General features: G+C 69.1%; 16 protein-coding genes and 1 pseudogene. 6 read left to right on the top strand and 11 right to left on the bottom strand.

The features are described from left to right. Positions 1–193: 193 nt before the first annotated feature. The gene (locus ABT009_RS43685; RefSeq protein ID WP_351307774.1) at positions 194–823 is read left to right on the top strand and encodes a class I SAM-dependent methyltransferase; all 630 of its coding nucleotides are present in this window, start codon (positions 194–196) and stop codon (positions 821–823) included. Positions 824–974: 151 nt separating this feature from the next. Here the strand turns inward: ABT009_RS43685 and ABT009_RS43680 are convergent, their stop codons facing one another. The 4 genes from ABT009_RS43680 to ABT009_RS43665 all read right to left on the bottom strand — a co-directional run bounded on the left by ABT009_RS43680 (position 975) and on the right by ABT009_RS43665 (position 2871). After that, positions 975–1643, bottom strand: a complete 669-nt coding sequence (locus ABT009_RS43680) for a dihydrofolate reductase family protein (protein ID WP_351307771.1) — start codon at positions 1641–1643, stop codon at positions 975–977. Next, positions 1643–2149, bottom strand: a complete 507-nt coding sequence (locus tag ABT009_RS43675) for an SRPBCC family protein (RefSeq protein WP_351307769.1) — start codon at positions 2147–2149, stop codon at positions 1643–1645. The genes ABT009_RS43680 and ABT009_RS43675 overlap by 1 nt, the downstream gene beginning before the upstream one ends. Before the next feature lie 3 nt (positions 2150–2152). Further along, positions 2153–2494 carry an ArsR/SmtB family transcription factor gene (locus ABT009_RS43670; RefSeq protein ID WP_351307766.1) on the bottom strand — a complete coding sequence of 114 codons (342 nt, stop codon included), beginning with the start codon at positions 2492–2494 and terminating at the stop codon, positions 2153–2155. Positions 2495–2646: 152 nt separating this feature from the next. After that, positions 2647–2871: a hypothetical protein gene (locus tag ABT009_RS43665; protein ID WP_351307764.1), complete on the bottom strand. Its 225-nt coding sequence runs from the start codon at positions 2869–2871 to the stop codon at positions 2647–2649. Positions 2872–3070: 199 nt separating this feature from the next. Between ABT009_RS43665 and ABT009_RS43660 the strand changes: the two genes are divergently transcribed. Next, positions 3071–3967 carry an aminoglycoside phosphotransferase family protein gene (locus ABT009_RS43660; protein ID WP_351307761.1) on the top strand — a complete coding sequence of 299 codons (897 nt, stop codon included), beginning with the start codon at positions 3071–3073 and terminating at the stop codon, positions 3965–3967. Positions 3968–4033: 66 nt separating this feature from the next. Here the strand turns inward: ABT009_RS43660 and ABT009_RS43655 are convergent, their stop codons facing one another. Both ABT009_RS43655 and ABT009_RS43650 read right to left on the bottom strand, forming a co-directional pair. Beyond that, positions 4034–4201 carry a hypothetical protein gene (locus ABT009_RS43655; protein ID WP_351307758.1) on the bottom strand — a complete coding sequence of 56 codons (168 nt, stop codon included), beginning with the start codon at positions 4199–4201 and terminating at the stop codon, positions 4034–4036. Then, complete coding sequence (locus tag ABT009_RS43650) at positions 4198–5346, bottom strand: hypothetical protein (RefSeq protein ID WP_351307755.1); 1149 nt, start codon at positions 5344–5346, stop codon at positions 4198–4200. Before ABT009_RS43650 ends, ABT009_RS43655 begins: the two co-directional genes overlap by 4 nt. 309 nt (positions 5347–5655) lie before the next feature. Between ABT009_RS43650 and ABT009_RS43645 the strand changes: the two are divergent. Further along, positions 5656–5865 (top strand): annotated as a pseudogene (locus tag ABT009_RS43645) (GFA family protein); the annotation flags it as partial. Between the two features lie 251 nt (positions 5866–6116). On the opposite strand, the gene ABT009_RS43640 reads toward ABT009_RS43645, so the two are convergent. Genes ABT009_RS43640 through ABT009_RS43630 form a run of 3 tightly spaced genes read right to left on the bottom strand, consistent with a single transcriptional unit; the run spans position 6117 to position 8180 of the window. Next, positions 6117–7106 carry a MauE/DoxX family redox-associated membrane protein gene (locus ABT009_RS43640; protein WP_351307752.1) on the bottom strand — a complete coding sequence of 330 codons (990 nt, stop codon included), beginning with the start codon at positions 7104–7106 and terminating at the stop codon, positions 6117–6119. 16 nt (positions 7107–7122) lie between these two features. Then, on the bottom strand, positions 7123–7743 hold the full coding sequence (locus ABT009_RS43635) for a cell wall protein (protein ID WP_351307749.1): 621 nt from the start codon (positions 7741–7743) through the stop codon (positions 7123–7125). A gap of 14 nt (positions 7744–7757) precedes the next feature. Beyond that, the gene (locus ABT009_RS43630) at positions 7758–8180 is read right to left on the bottom strand and encodes an RlpA-like double-psi beta-barrel domain-containing protein (RefSeq protein ID WP_351307746.1); all 423 of its coding nucleotides are present in this window, start codon (positions 8178–8180) and stop codon (positions 7758–7760) included. 307 nt (positions 8181–8487) lie between these two features. Here ABT009_RS43630 and ABT009_RS43625 point away from each other — a divergent pair, with 307 nt between their 5' ends. After that, the gene (locus ABT009_RS43625; protein ID WP_351307743.1) at positions 8488–9966 is read left to right on the top strand and encodes a glutamate-cysteine ligase family protein; all 1479 of its coding nucleotides are present in this window, start codon (positions 8488–8490) and stop codon (positions 9964–9966) included. A gap of 29 nt (positions 9967–9995) precedes the next feature. Here ABT009_RS43625 and ABT009_RS43620 read toward each other — a convergent pair whose 3' ends face one another. Beyond that, positions 9996–10376 (bottom strand): hypothetical protein, encoded by a 381-nt coding sequence (locus ABT009_RS43620; protein WP_351307740.1) that lies wholly within the window; start codon positions 10374–10376, stop codon positions 9996–9998. A 244-nt stretch (positions 10377–10620) separates the two neighbouring features. Next, a complete protein-coding gene (locus ABT009_RS43615; protein ID WP_351307737.1) occupies positions 10621–12048 on the bottom strand; it encodes a lipase maturation factor family protein in 1428 nt (475 codons plus the stop codon). A 288-nt stretch (positions 12049–12336) separates the two neighbouring features. On the opposite strand from ABT009_RS43615, the gene dnaK reads away from it, so the two are divergent. Beyond that, a complete protein-coding gene (dnaK, locus tag ABT009_RS43610) occupies positions 12337–14229 on the top strand; it encodes a molecular chaperone DnaK (protein ID WP_351307734.1) in 1893 nt (630 codons plus the stop codon). Continuing rightward, the gene (grpE, locus tag ABT009_RS43605; protein WP_351307731.1) at positions 14226–14951 is read left to right on the top strand and encodes a nucleotide exchange factor GrpE; all 726 of its coding nucleotides are present in this window, start codon (positions 14226–14228) and stop codon (positions 14949–14951) included. Before dnaK ends, grpE begins: the two co-directional genes overlap by 4 nt. The last annotated feature ends 134 nt before the right edge of the window (positions 14952–15085 follow it).

Genomic DNA, 15085 nt, shown 5'->3' with positions numbered 1-15085 from the left:
CGCTGCAGGCGTTCGACATCACCTTCGACGGACGGCTCTCGGCCGCCCGCCGCTAGAACCCGACAACCGAGTTACACCACTGGCTGGACACACCCGTCCCGTGATCAGGTGACGGGACGATCAGTCCCGAGGGAAAGGGCCGGTCTGGGGCCGGAGAACGGCTGCGAGTGGCGCGGGTGTTAGTTTCCTTCCCGTGTTAAAACACCAGGACGAGACCAGGGCGGCCTACGACGGGGTCGTCGAGCTGTATGCGTCGATGTTCGCTAATCAGTTGGAGACGCAGCCGTTCGCGCGGAACATGATCGGCACCTTCGCCGAGCTCGTGCGTGGAATGGGGAACCTGCGGGCAGCCGACGTCGGGTGCGGACCCGGTCATCTGACGGCCATGCTGCACGACTTGGGGCTGGACGCCTTCGGGCTCGACCTCTCCCCGGCCATGGTCGACCACGCTCGGCGGGCCCATCCGGCGCTGCGGTTCGACGAAGCGCGAATGGAGGACCTGCCGGTCGAGGACGGCGCGCTCGGCGGAGTGCTGGCCCACTACTCGATGATCCACACCCCACCTGGAGAATTGCCCGCGCTGCTCGCTGAGCAGGTGCGTGTCCTGGCACCAGGGGGCCTGCTCCTGGTGTCCTTCTTCGGGACCGAGGGGCCGGAGCCGGTCCGCTTCGACCACAAGGTGGCGCCCGCCTATAGCTGGCCGGCGGAGCAGTTTGCCGAGTTGCTGGCCGGGGCCGGACTCGTCACAGTGGCTCGGTTGCTCCACGACCCAGCGTCCGAGCGGGGCTTCCTCGACGCCCACTTGCTGGCCCGCCGCCCGTAGAGCGTGGCTCGTGGCCTGGGTCGGGGTGGTGTTGATCATCCGCGTGGATGAAGCTCGTCTAAGCGGCTATTCGCAGTTGGCCGTGGTGGCCTGCTGATTCAAGCGTGTGCGCCGTGGGTGCTCGGGTGGCTAGGGTGGAGTGGTGGCGCGGCTACCGTGGGTGCACGGCGTAGGTCAGGTGCGTCACCCGCGACGACGGCTCCGAACGGACCGGCTCCAGCGCGACCCTGGACGCGTCCACGCCGTCGAACAGGCGGGTGCCGGCGCCGAAAAGCACCGGTGACAGCGCGATCGAGAACTCGTCGACCAGGCCGGCGTTCAGGTGCTCCAGGATCGTCGCGCCGCCGCCGGCGATGCGGACGTCGCGGTCGCCGGCGGCCTCGCGGGCCTGGTCGAGGGCGTGCTCGATGCCGTCGTTGACGAAGTGGAACGTGGTGCCGCCGGGCCGCTCCCACGGGTCACGCTTGGTGTGCGTCACGACGAAGACCGGGGTGTGGAAGGGCGCCTCCTCCGGCCATGACTGCTCGCCGAGGTCGAACATGCGCTTGCCCATGACGCTCGCGCCGGTGCGCTCGAACGTCTCCCGCGCTACGTCGTTGTCGCGGCCCTCCTCGCCGCCCTCGCCCAGCTTCAGGTTCTCCCGGATGAACCGCAGCGGGAACAGCCACTGCTGCAGCTCCGCCCACTGCGCCATCCAGCGCTGAACGTCCGGGTCGTCCTGCTTATCGGGCGCGAAGAGCTCGTCTTCAACGGGCACGGACTCGGGCGCGATGAAGCCGTCCAGCGACATCGACACGCTGAAGAACACCTTCCCGGCCATCAGCCCTCCGCCCCCTTCCGCGCGAGGTCGGTGACGTAGGCCGCCAGGCTGCTCAGGGTCTGCTGGCCGCCCTCGATCGCGTGGTACTTCTCGACCGCCTCGTCGCGCAGTTCCTTGGTGGGGAACACCGTGCGCATCACGATCCGGGTCGCCGCGCCGTCCGGCGCGAAGGTCAGGACCGACTCGAAGGCGTTCGGGTCGTCTCGGGACTCACCGTGCAGCAGCGCGATCCGCTCCGGCGGGGCGATCCGCAGCCAGCGGATCCACTCGGAGTAGTCGGTCCCGTCCGGCCCGTGCAGCACGAAGTCCCACTCCCCGCCCTCGCGGAACTCGAAGGACCGCGTGGTGGTGGTGAACCCCTCCGGACCCCACCACCGCGACAGGTGCCGGACCTCGGTGAACGCCTCGAACACCAGCTCCCGCGGGGCGTCGATGACCCGGGAGATCACGATCTCCCGGTCGGCCGTCGCCGGCTCCGCCCGCGTTTCTTGCCTTGCCCCTGCCATCGGTCATTCCTCCTGCCGTGTCTGCTTGAGGTCCTGCACGTAGGTGTCCAGCCGGTCGAAACTCTCGTTCCAGAACCGCTCGAATCCGCCGACCCACTCGTGGACCGGCCGCAGCCCGCGGGCGTCCAGGCCGTAGAGGCGCTGCTTGCCCGCCCCGCGGACCCGCACCAGCCCCACCTCCCGGAGCACCCGCAGGTGCTTGGACGCCCGCGGCTGGCTCATCCCCAGCTCCTGGGCCAGGTCGGTCACCGGCCGCTCACCCGCCCGCAGCAGCGCCAGGATGTCCCGGCGCTGCGGCTCGGCGATCGCGTTGAACGCGTCCGATGTCGTCGCTGCTCGTGCCATGGCAGCATCATATTCCTATATCGGAATGCGTCTAGCCGGTTGGGAATCGGGCGAGTCTTGTCGGATGACGATTGCAGCGCCGCGTTCTGGCCGATCGGTTTCGATCGGTGCCGGCGTCCACTGAGCATCGCCGGAGGTGATAACTGCCCAGGTCACGAAGGCTCCGGCGGTGCGGCCACCGCAGTGGTGCGAGCAACGATCTCCCGGAAGGTGGGAATTCCCAGGTCGACGGACTCCTGCTGCCGGGAGATCTGCGCGTCGAGTTGGGCGAGCTTCTCCTCGGCGTGGGCCAGGCTGCTCTGCAAGCCTTCGAGCTCGCCGAGCCAACCTTCGCGTTCGGCTTCCAGGATGCGCGCGAGGAGGTTGTCGCGGATCAACGAGCCGCGGACGTTCCGTCGCGTGAACGATGAGGACGGGACAACGGACACAGGCTTCTCTGAACTTTGGGGCCGTTCCGTCCCAAAGCCTCTGATCTGCAGCTCTCTGAAACCGAATTGGTGATGCCAGAGGAATCACGGCGAGACATTCCGGAGAGCGAGAGCCGCTCCGCCTGCCGCCTCAGTACTGTGACTTCGCATGACCGACACCGAGATCGAGATCACCGCAGACCTGGTCCGCGACCTGCTGCAGGAGCAACATCCAGACCTTGCAGGGCTGGCCATCCGCGAGGTGGCGGGCGGCTGGGGCAACCAAATGTGGCGCCTCGGGGACGAGTTGGCCGTGCGCATGCAGCGCATGGACCCCACCCCGGAGCTCCAGCTCAAGGAGCGGCGGTGGCTACCCGTGCTGGCCCCGCGCCTGCCGCTCCCGGTGCCGACCCCGGTGCGGTTCGGCGAACCGTCCGAGCGCTTCCCCAAGCACTGGACCGTGATGACGTGGGTTCCCGGCGAGCCGCTGGACCACGGCTCGATCAGCCGCGGCGCCCACACGGCCGACACGCTGGCGGGTTTCCTCCGTGCACTCCATGTGGAGGCGCCCGCCGAGGCGCCGATCGCTACGGACCGCGGTGCCCATCCCCGGAACTGCACGGACGGCTTCGAGAACTTCTTCCAGGCCGTTGCCCCCGACGACATCGCTGCCGACGTCCGGGCCGTCTGGGACGACGCCGTTGCGGCCCACGCGTGGGAGGGCCCGCCGGTGTGGGTGCACGGCGACCTCCATCCCGCGAACGTCGTCGTCTCGGACGGAACGCTCTCGGGCATCGTCGACTTCGGTGCCATGTTCGCCGGCGATCCGGCGTGGGACCTTGCCGCCGCATGGGTGCTGCTACCCGCGGGCACGGCCTCACGGTTCTTCGACATGTACGCGCATGCAGACGAGGCGGCGATCCGGCGCGCCCGCGGGCTGGCCGCTATGAAGAGCCTCTTCCTGATGCTCATGGGGCAGAACGGAGATCGGGGCCTTCCCGGCGGCAAGCCGAACTGGGGACCTGCAGGCCGGGCGGCACTTGATCGTGTTCTGAAAGGCGTTTGATACACGGTTCTTTGAACTTGTTCTCGATCTTGGTTGAGGGCCATGCGGCAGCCCACCTTCATGGGTTCATCGATCACCACGCGTGGTGGGGATGCCAAGGTCAACGGCCGTATGCTGCCCGTGGCCCCGATCGAGCTGGCGGAGCTTCTCCTCGGCGCCAGCCAGGCTGACCTGGAGACCTTCGACCTCGCCGAGCCAGCCTTCCGTCTCGGCTTCGGCGATTCGGGCGATCAAGTTGTCGCGGATCTCGGCAAGCCGTGCCCGTTGGGCCGGGTCAGGTCGGAGGAGCGAGCATCTGACGCAAGCGTGCTCATGAATGCATGGGGTCCCGAAGGCGCGTGCGCAGGTGCCGATGGACACCTTCCGTTTCTCGAAGTGGGCGAGGAAGGCGTCCCACTCTTCTTCAGTCGGGATCCGGTACTCCTCGCTGGGGCGGGCGGATCGACGGCGGGCGATGAACGCCCGGTGGGCCTCGATCGTTCCGGCGGGATAATGACAGTCCCGGGCTCGGTGTTGCGTGCCGCCTGGAGCAGGTCGGCGGCCGCGCGGCGCCGCCGGTCGGCGGTGCTGATCAGGATGGGCAGGACGGGCAGTCGCTCGTGGGTGCGCTGGTCCATCCGGGCTTTTCGCCGCTTGCGTTCCTTCGCCTTGTGGATCTCGTCGTCGCTGATCGGGCAGGGCACGGCCCATGGACCCCAGCGGGCTGGTTCCTCGGCGGCCCATTGCGCGATGTCGAGGTAGAGGGCGCGGACGCGCATGAGCTCGTCCTTGGCATTGAGGCGCGGGCTGGCGACCTCGACACTCTTGCCGTCGGGGCCGGTGACCATGCGCTTCTTGACCTTCAGGTCCTCCTTCCAGGCGCGGGCCACTGCCGGCGGCAGTCGTAGCGTGTCGATGCCCGGGGCCAGGGCTTCGATCCGGGCCCAGAACAGGCCGGCGAGTGTGCGTGAGATCGCGTCCAGGCTGGCGAAGTCCAGCGACGGCTGGCGTTCGCGCAGATAGTCGACCGATAGGTTGCGTACTGGTCGGCACTGGATCCGGTAGCGGTCCACCAGCTCTTCGATACTCAGCTGGCCCAGGGCGAGCCCGAAGGCTCGGATTGTGGCCGGGGCATCCTCGGGGAAGTTCCCAAGGTCCCGCAGCCGTAGGTAGAAGTCGACCTTCTTTTGTCCGCCGCGGGCGTGCACCCGTCGCTGGGTGTCGACGAGTTCCACGCAGTCGCCGACCGTGATGTCGGCGATCCTTCCACCCTTGCAAGCCAGGATGGTGGCGATCCGTGTGGCGGCGATCTGGGCGTCCTTGCGTGAGCTGGCCGGTCCTTCCGCGGCGAGTTGGTGCAGGCGCGCGAACCCGTCCGGGTCTCGGATCTCGGCCATCACGGAGGCGAGATACCGGTGTGTGCGGGTGAGCATCCACGGCAGGCCGGGACGGATGACGTCTCCGCAGATGAGCATGAGCAGCCCGGAGGGCAAGTCCTCGCCATCAGCTCCTTGAGGTACAGCACGGTGGGCTCCACCGGTCTCCCGACCGGATCCAGCACCCTGTACGGCTCCCAGGGGTCTCCCGTCTCCAGTAGCCGGCCCAACTCGGGCAGGACGAAGTCCCTCAGATCCCTTCCGGGCGTTGCTCATCAAGCACGTCGGGAAGCTAGCAGACACCCAACCTGAGCTGCGAAGACTCATGAATTAGTTCAGTCAACAGGCCCGACACTGCACCGCGGCTTCTGCCCGCGCTGCGGGACCCACCTCGTCTCCGTCGCCGACGGCTCGGAAATGATCATGGTGACGACCTTCAGCCTCGCCGAGCAGAGCGGCCTTGAGCCTGTCGGGCAGAGCTTCCGTGAAGTCGCCGTGCCGTGGATGACCATCACCCTTGCCCCCGACCCGCTTCACCAGTAGCGACGCCCGGGCCGCTCCCCGACCCGCGTAGCAGCGCCGGGCCCGTCGGAGCTGACGGCTGGCTTCTCGTCGGTCCCCGGCTGGTCGCCGGTTCCGTTGTGCTGAGCCGCTCTGGTTGGTGCCGGGCTGGTCGGTGCCGGTCTGGTTGCCGGTGCACCGATCCCAGGGTGTGCATCTGCGCGACCATGAGTGTGCTCGCGCACCTGGGCCGTTCGCCGACGCCCACAGTGGGCGCCGGCGAACAACAGCCGTCAGCCGGCGAGTGGCAGGCCGGTGCGGACCACGGGCGAGAGGAGTTCGGCGGCCACCGCCTCGCCGGTGTCGGCGTCGACGACGGCGACCCGGACGGCCGGCTCGACCGTCGTGTCCGTGCTCGCCGACGCGTCGAGCGCGAAGAGCACGGCGACCGGCCGGGCCGCCTCGCCCTCCTCGTACACGCCGGTGAACTGCAGGACGCGCCAGCCGTCCTCGTCCCAGTGGTCCACAAGGCCGGACCGTACGACGGGCGAGGTGGCCTGCCAGGCGAGCGAACGCTCCAGGAGCTCGACCGTCGCCGCGACCGGGACCGCGGAGCCGTCCGCCGCGCCGGAGTTGAACGGATGGCCGAACAGGCGCAGCCGGAACCGGCGCAGCGGCAGCCGCCACCACCGGTCGAGGTCCGCCGAGAGCCCCACCAGCACTGCTGAGGACAGCAGCAGGAAGCCCAGTGAGGCGAACGGCTGTTCCTGAATCACGGCCCACCAGGGCCGCACCACACCATCCGCATCCGTACTGCCTCCAGCCGTCCCGGCCACGCCGAGAGCGCCGGCCGCCGACACCGCCCCTCCTGCCAGCACCGCTGCCGCACGGGCGAAGGCGCGCCAGGTGATCGGGGCGTCGTCGCTCGCCGAGCAGCCGCAGGACGACTCGGGGGCGGTCGCCCGGGCCCGGGCGAGGTAGCCGAGGAAGCCGGCTCCGAGGGCGGCCGCCGCAACTCCCGGTGCAGCCGCGGCCGTCGCCCCCGCCCCCAAAAGCGCGGGCAGTACGAACAATCCGGCGGCGACGATCAGCTCGGCCGCCCCCACGGTGCGCAGTGCGAGCACCGTCCGTTCGCTGCTGCGCAGCATGCGGGCGAGCGCGGTCTTGGGCGCCTGCCGGACGGTGCCGCGGCCGAAGAGCTTGACCGCGCCGGTCCATCCGAGCAGCCCGGCCAGTACCAGCGGCACAAGCGCAGGGACCAGACCTGATGTGAGTGACTCCATCTCTCCCCCTGCCCCCTCAGTGCCCGACGGAGATGCGCACGACGTCGACGGAGTCGTCGGACGGCCGCCACGCGCCCAGGACCTGGGCGTGCTGTCCGATGCGGAGCTGGGAGAGGTCGGAGGTGAGTGCCCGGCCGGCGTACGAGGCGCTGGTGGCGGACGGGACGACGTTGCCGACGACTTCGTGGTTGCCGTGGGAGAAGTGCAGCCGGCTTTTCCCGATGCCGCGGATGGTCGTGGCCATGTTCACGATGTTCACCCACACCGCGTCAGCGGCGACGGTGCCGTCGGGCATCGGGACTCCACGCGCGTAGAGACCGTCGCCGGCTTCGATCGCATCAGCGGTGGTGGGCTCCACCTTCCAGATGCTGGTGGCGTTGGTCAGCTGTACGCGGGCCCGGTCGCCGTGGGACCCCAGGACGTGCAGCATGCCCCCGTCGATGCGCACGATCCGACCCTCCACGAAGGAGGACTTGGCGAACGCCGGGTCGAGAGAGGGCTGGGGCGCGGCGAAGGCGGCGTCGGCGTCGATGCCGCCGAGCGCGGTCGCGCCGACGATGGTGGCGCCGCCGACGACGGCGTTGGTGAGGAAGCGCCGGCGGCCGACACCGCCGGGTATGGCCTGGTGAGCGGTCATGTCCTGGTTCCCCCTCACTCGTAGATGTAGACCGGCAGCATGCCGGAGCTGAGGTTGCCGATGGCCGAGAAAGCCGCGGGCGTGAGGTCCAGCACGCGGTTGGTGCGGCACACGCCGTTGCAGCAGGTTGCCTCGCCGCACCAGGACTTGGTGCGCGGGCCGCAGTCGGTGATGGTGATGCACACGGTGGCGCCCGAGCACTGGTGTCTGACGTTCATGACCGAGCCGCAGCCGCGCCGGGGGATGTTCTCGCCACACAGGTCGGGCCGGGTGATGTCCCAGCACGCCTGCGATGCGTTGGGCCAGGCGCCGTGGTACGAGGCGGACCTGCAGGTTCCGCAGGCGCCGCCGCCCGCGCTGCTGCACGGGCCCCAGGCGTTCCCACAACAGAACCAGCTGGTCTCGCCGGCCCACAGGCTGGTCGTTCCGCAAGCCATGGTGCGTCCCCTTCCGAAGAGGCGCGCTTTTGGCGCGCCCATGACAAACGACAACTGCGCAACGGTCCTGTGAAGGGAGATGCGCAGGAGAGCAGGGAGGATGCTGTGCAGTACAAGCACCCCTATGATGCGCACCACCGCGCCGCCCCGCTAGAGGGCCTCGGGTGCCGTCCGCTACGCGCGTCCGCCTTCCCCGCCGGCTGCTGTCCGCGGGCAGAGGGACGGCGGCTTCGCCTCGTCAGTGCTGCCCGCGGGTGGGATTCTGGTCTGGTAGTGACGTGTCCGCCGAGGAGACTCGGGAGGGCCGATGGGACGGGACGTCCCGGCGCTGGTGTTCACGCGTGAGGACCGCCGCCGGTACCGGATCAAGATGCAGGACTGCCTCGACGCGTTCGCACAGATGCTGCGCGAGTCACGCTTCGAGTCCGAGCGGCCACAGGTCGGCTTGGAGATCGAGCTCAACCTGGTGGATGACCATGCCGAGCCGGCGATGCGCAACAGGGATGTGCTCGAGGCCATCGCGGACCCCGCCTGGTCCACCGAGCTGGGCCGGTTCAACCTGGAGATCAACATTCCGCCGCGGCGTCTGACGGCCGGCGGGCCCGACGCGTGGGAGGCCGAGATCCGCGGCGCCCTCGACCACGCCGACGAACGCGCCGCGACGGTCGGCGCATATATGATCATGGTCGGCATCCTGCCCACCCTGCGCCAGTCGGACGTCGGCGAGGCGGCGCTGTCGGAGAACCCCCGCTACCGGCTGCTGAACGAGCAGGTGTTCGCCGCCCGTGGCGAGGATCTGCGGATCGAGATCGACGGTACGGACCGGCTGCGGACCTACGCGGACACCATCACCCCCGAGGCCGCGTGCACCAGCACCCAGTTCCACCTGCAGGTGTCCCCGGAGGAGTTCGCCGACTACTGGAACGCGGCGCAGGCCATCGCGGGGGTCCAGGTGGCGCTGGCCGCCAACTCGCCGTTCCTGTTCGAAAAGGAACTGTGGGACGAAACCCGCATCACGCTGTTCGAGCAGGCCACCGACACCCGCCCGCAGGAGATCAAGGTGCAGGGTGTGCGGCCCCGGGTGTGGTTCGGAGAGCGGTGGATCACCAGCGTCTTCGACCTCTTTGAGGAGAACGTGCGCTACTTCCCGGCGCTGCTGCCCATCTGCGACGATCAGCCCCCCAAGGAGACCCTGGAGCGTGGGGACATCCCCGAGCTGTCCGAACTCACCCTGCACAACGGCACGATCTACCGCTGGAACCGCCCGGTCTATGCCGTCGCGCACGACAAACCGCATCTGCGGGTGGAGAACCGCGTGCTCCCCGCGGGCCCGACGGTCGCTGACACCCTCTCCAACGGCGCCTTCTACTACGGGCTCACCCGAGCCCTGGTGGAGGAGGACCGACCGGTCTGGTCACGCATGTCGTTCTCGGCTGCGGAGGAAAACTTCCACACGGCGGCGCGGAACGGCATCGACGCCCGGCTGTACTGGCCCGGAATGGGCGAAGTGCCGGTGTCCGAACTCGTTCTGAGGCGTCTGCTGCCGCTCGCGCACCGGGGGCTGGAGCTCTCGGGAATGGACGCGGCCTGGCGGGAGCCGCTGCTGGGCATCATCGAGCAACGGTGCGTCACCGGGCGCAACGGCGCGGTGTGGCAGAAGGAGACGTACCACCGTATCGACGACTCGTCCCACGTCGGCCACCACGAAGCGCTGCGGCGCATGACGCAGCAGTACATCGACTACATGCATCTCAACGCACCCGTCCACACGTGGCCGGTCGACTGAGGCCGGCCACGCCCAGGTCGCGTCAGGGCCTATGACGGCTGCGCGGTGGCCTTCCGGTCCAGCGCGGCGGTACGGATGGCCGAAGCCGCGGCCTCGGGTTCCGGGTCCGAGACCACGAGTCGCGCGAAGGGCGACGGCGGCCGCAGGTCCACGCTCACCACCGGTCTGGGCATCCGCATGGCGGCGAAGTCACGTCCGTGGGGGTGCCTGCGCACTCCGACGAAGCAGGTCCCCGGCAGCCACACGGCCGTCTCGGGCTCCCCGCGCAGCGCGCGCCACCAGTCGCGTGTGACGGCGACGTCCTCGACGGCGGCCAACGGCACCCGTATATCGCGCCGACGTGCGCCGAGCCGTTCCGCCGCCGACAGGTGCAGCACCAGCTCGTCGCCCTCGACCTGCAGTCGTGCCACCTCTGACACCTCCTGGCGCCGGGCCCGACGGGCAGTGAAGCTCTCCTCCTCACCACCGTATGACCGACTGCCACGTGCTCGCGGCAGCGGAACCGTGCTCTGCGTCGTGCGCCTCCCGCAGGACGGGGCCGCGGAGCGTGCCGTAGGCGGACACCGCCTCGGCGAAACGCTCACCGGCGGCCTCCTCACGGGGTTCGCGCCGGGGTGCCGCGCGTGGACGAGCAGTGGGGAAGGCGCTCGGTCCTCAGGGCTCCTTGGCCACGGGCGGAAGGTAGGTGCCCACCAGAGTGCGGTCCCACCAGGCGCGGCTCTTTCGCAGGTCGTGCCGGTCGGTGAAGCGGTAGCCGTAGAGCTGGGCGCGGACGTAGGTGGGCGGCGCGGCGGGGAAGGGATTGCCGCGCAGGAGCTTGAGGGTGGCCCGGTCGTTGTCGAGAAGCCGCCCGATGAACGGCGCGAACCAGGACAGGGCGTAGATGGGTGAGATCGCGGCGAACCACATCTGCCAGTCGAGCCGCAGGTGGTACGGGGCCACCAGCGGCGGCAGCCGGCGCACGTCGACCGGCTTGCCCTTGAAGCGGTACTCCCTCCACACGGTGCTGTCGGTGATCTCCGGCTCGTCCGTGCCCTCTACCACGACCTCGTAGCGGACCCGGCTGATGCTGCCGAAGGCGCCGTAGGTGTTGACGAGGTGGAGCGGGTTGAAGGAGAAGTTCATCATCTGGCGGCGCGAGAGCAGGTTGCGCACCGGCCAGTAGCTGAGCACGGCCACCAGTACGGTGACGGCGAGCACCACGCCCTCGTACCACGCCGGGGTGGCGGGGAAGGCCGGAGGACCGGGCAGCGGCAGGACCTTCGCGGCCTCTGCTCCGTCGATCGCGGGCAGCGCGAGCACGATGGTCAGCCAGTTCAGCCAGGCGAAGTTGCCGGACGCGACGAGCCACAGCTGCGTGACGATGATGACCCCGGCCGCCACACTCGCGACCGGCTGCGGGGTGAGCAGCGCGACGGGAGCGCCGAGCTGCGCGACGTGGTTGGCCGCGACCTCCACCCGGTGCACCGGCCTGGGCAGGCGGTGGAAGAACCAGCTGAGCGGACCGGGCATCGGCTGGGTCTCGTGGTGGTAGTAGAGGCAGGTCAGATCACGCCAGCACGGGTCGCCACGGATCTTGATGAGCCCGGCACCGAACTCCAGCCGGAACAGCAGCCAGCGCAGGAGCCACAGCACCAGGACCGGCGGCGCCGTTCGCTCGTTGCCCAGAAAGATCGCCAGGAAACCGGCCTCGAGCAGCAGCGACTCCCACATGTACGCGTACCAGGTCTGCCCGACATTGACGATCGACAGGTACATGACCCACAGGGCCGCCCACATCAGCATGCACGCCCACAGGGGAACGCGGTCGGCCGCCCCCGCGGCCAGTGCGGCGGAGAGGGCCACGCCCGTCCAGGCGACCAGCGCGAAGAAGCGGTCCGAGTAGTGGAGATGGAAGATGCTGGGCGATTGCCGGAAGCGAACGCCGGCCACGAATCGCGGGACGGGGAGCAGTCCGCGCTCACCGATGAGCGCCCGGAACTGGTTGACCGTGCTGAGGAACCCCACGAAGTACAGGGCCGCCAGGCCGCGCTGAAAGCCGAGCCTGCCCAGCCAGTAGTCCGCGTCGGTGAACCACTCCACGGCACTCCTCCTGCAGCGGCCACCGCGGCCCCGGGCGGGCCGCCCGCAGGGACGACGGTTCACATGGGCATGTCGCCACTCGGGTACCCGTGCGACGTCCGTACACGCTCCGCCGGGTGCGGGCCGGGACGGCGGGCCGCCAGTCGCCCATCTGTCCTGTTCACCCGCGGTCCCCATCGCCGCAAACAGGTTTCCGCTAAGGATTCTTGACTTGAGGCGACTCAGGATTTACCACGGTGTTGAAAAGTGTCTGCTGCCGCAGGTGTGAGTGGAGGAGGGAGATCTGACATGGCACGGGCAGTCGGTATCGACCTTGGGACGACCAACTCCGTGGTGAGCGTGCTGGAGGGCGGTGAGCCCACCGTCATCACCAACACCGAGGGCGCCAGGACCACGCCGTCGGTCGTGGGCTTCGCGAAGGGCGGCGACGTGCTGGTCGGCGAGATCGCCAAGCGCCAGGCGGTCACGAACGTGGATCGCACCGCCCGCTCGGTGAAGCGCCACATGGGCGACGCGCACTGGCGCTTCCCGGACACGGGCGACATCGACGGCAAGAGGTACACCGCTCAGGAGATCTCGGCCCGGGTGCTGCAGAAGCTCAAGCGCGACGCGGAGGCGTACCTGGGCGAGGACGTGACGGACGCGGTCATCACCGTCCCCGCGTACTTCAACGACGCCCAGCGCACCGCCACCAAGGAGGCAGGCGAGATCGCCGGTCTGAAGGTGCTGAGGATCATCAACGAGCCGACCGCGGCCGCGCTCGCCTACGGTCTGGACAAGGAGAGCGACCAGACGATCCTCGTCTTCGACCTGGGCGGCGGCACGTTCGACGTGTCGCTCCTCGAGATCGGCGAGGGAGTGGTCGAGGTCAAGGCCACCAACGGCGACACACACCTCGGTGGCGACGACTGGGACCAGCGGATCGTCGAGCACCTGGCCAAGCAGTTCAAGAACAACTACGGCGTGGACCTGTTCAAGGACAAGATGGCCGTCCAGCGCCTGCGCGAGGCTGCCGAGAAGGCGAAGATCGAGCTGTCCGCGGCGACCGAGACCACCGTCAACCTGCCCTATATCAGCGCCTCGGCAGAGGGCCCGCTGCACCTGGACGAGAAGCTCACGCGCGCCCAGTTCCAGCAGCTGACCGCCGATCTGCTCGAGCGCTGCAAGACGCCGTTCCACAACGCCGTCAAGGACGCCGGGATCAAGCTCTCGGACATCAACTACGTGATCCTGGTGGGTGGTTCGACCCGGATGCCGGCCGTGACGGACCTGGTGCGCGAGCTCACCGGCAAGGATCCGCACAAGGGCGTCAACCCGGACGAGGTCGTGGCCGTTGGCGCCGCGCTGCAGGCCGGTGTGCTGAAGGGTGAGGTCAAGGACGTCCTGCTGCTCGACGTCACGCCGCTGTCGCTCGGTATCGAGACCAAGGGCGGCATCATGACCAAGCTCATCGAGCGGAACACGACCATCCCGACCAAGCGGTCGGAGATCTTCACGACGGCCGAGGACAACCAGCCGTCCGTGCAGATCCAGGTGTTCCAGGGCGAACGGGACATCGCGGCGTACAACAAGAAGCTCGGCATGTTCGAGCTGACCGGTCTGCCGCCGGCCCCGCGCGGAGTTCCGCAGATCGAGGTCGCCTTCGACATCGACGCCAACGGCATCATGCATGTGTCGGCCAAGGATCTGGGTACCGGAAGGGAACAGAAGATGACCGTCACCGGTGGCTCCGCGCTGCCGAAGGACGACATCGACCGCATGGTCCGGGAGGCCGAGCAGCACGCCGAGGACGACCGCCGCAGGCGGGAGGCCGCCGAGACCCGCAACCAGGCCGAACAGCTCGTCTACCAGACCGAGCGGCTGATCAGGGACAACCCGGGCAAGATCCCGGACGACGTCAGGACCGAGACGGAGACCGCGCTGGCCGAGCTGAAGGAGCAGCTCAAGGGCGAGGACACCGCCGCCATCCGGACGGCCACCGAGAAGGCGGCGGCGGCAGCCCAGAAGATCGGCAGCGCCATGTACGCCCAGGCCCAGGCGGCCCAGTCGCAGGCGGCCCAGTCCCAGGCGTCCGAGGCTCAGGGCGGGGCATCCGGCACCGGAGCGACAGGCGCGGAGGAAGACGTCGTCGACGCCGAGATCGTCGATGACGAACAGCATTCGAAGGGAGGCACGGGATGAACCAGCCCCACGATCACCAGCCCAAGGACCGGTTGGTGCTCGTCCGGGACAAGCGGCGAACCGATCAGGTCACCCTTCAGCCCCGGTTCAGGGATGGCGGCGAGTCCGCCGAACCGGGGTCCCCCGCCGCCCCCGGCCTCAAGGGCGGACCCGAGACCCCTGACCGGAATCGGCCTGCGGCCGACCGGCCCGGCGGCGCTGCGCAGGCGCAGCCGAGCGGGCGGACGCAGCAGAGGGAACAGACGAAGGGGACGGAGCGGTCGGAGACCGAGGCGCTGCGTGCACAGCTGAAGGAACGCACCGCGGACGTGCAGCGACTGAAGGCCGAGTACGACAACTATCGCAAGCGTGTGCAACGCGACCGCCTGGCGGTCCGCGAGATCGCCGTGGCCAACGTGCTCGCCGGGCTCCTGCCCGTACTCGACGCGGTCCAGCACGCCGACGAGGCCGGCGAAGTGACGGGTGGCTTCCGGCTCGTCATCGATGCGCTCGAGCACCAGCTGGCCGCGCTCGGTCTGGAGTCGTTCGGGCGGGAGGGCGAGATGTTCGACCCCGCCCTGCATGAGGCCGTCTCCTACGACCACTCGGAACGGGTCGACCGGCCCACCTGCGCTGCCGTCCACCGACCCGGCTACCGCGTCGGCGATCACCTGCTGCGTCCCGCCCAGGTCACCGTGACCGAACGACCGCCGAAACCGCCCATAGAGCCTCCGAATATGTGACGCGTACCGCCAACTGGTCCGCTACCAGGAGGTGTTGCCCCCACCATTGGTACGGCACCAACTCGACCGAAGAGGACGGTAGTTGCCAGCGCAGCGTGATCTGACGCTTGTACAGTTCCGGCACAGCCGATGCC

Source organism: Streptomyces sp. NPDC002896, from assembly GCF_040295225.1.
GTDB lineage: Bacteria > Actinomycetota > Actinomycetes > Streptomycetales > Streptomycetaceae > Streptomyces.
Note: the sequence above shows the minus strand (reverse complement) of the source record. Positions and strands in the feature narration are given on the sequence as shown.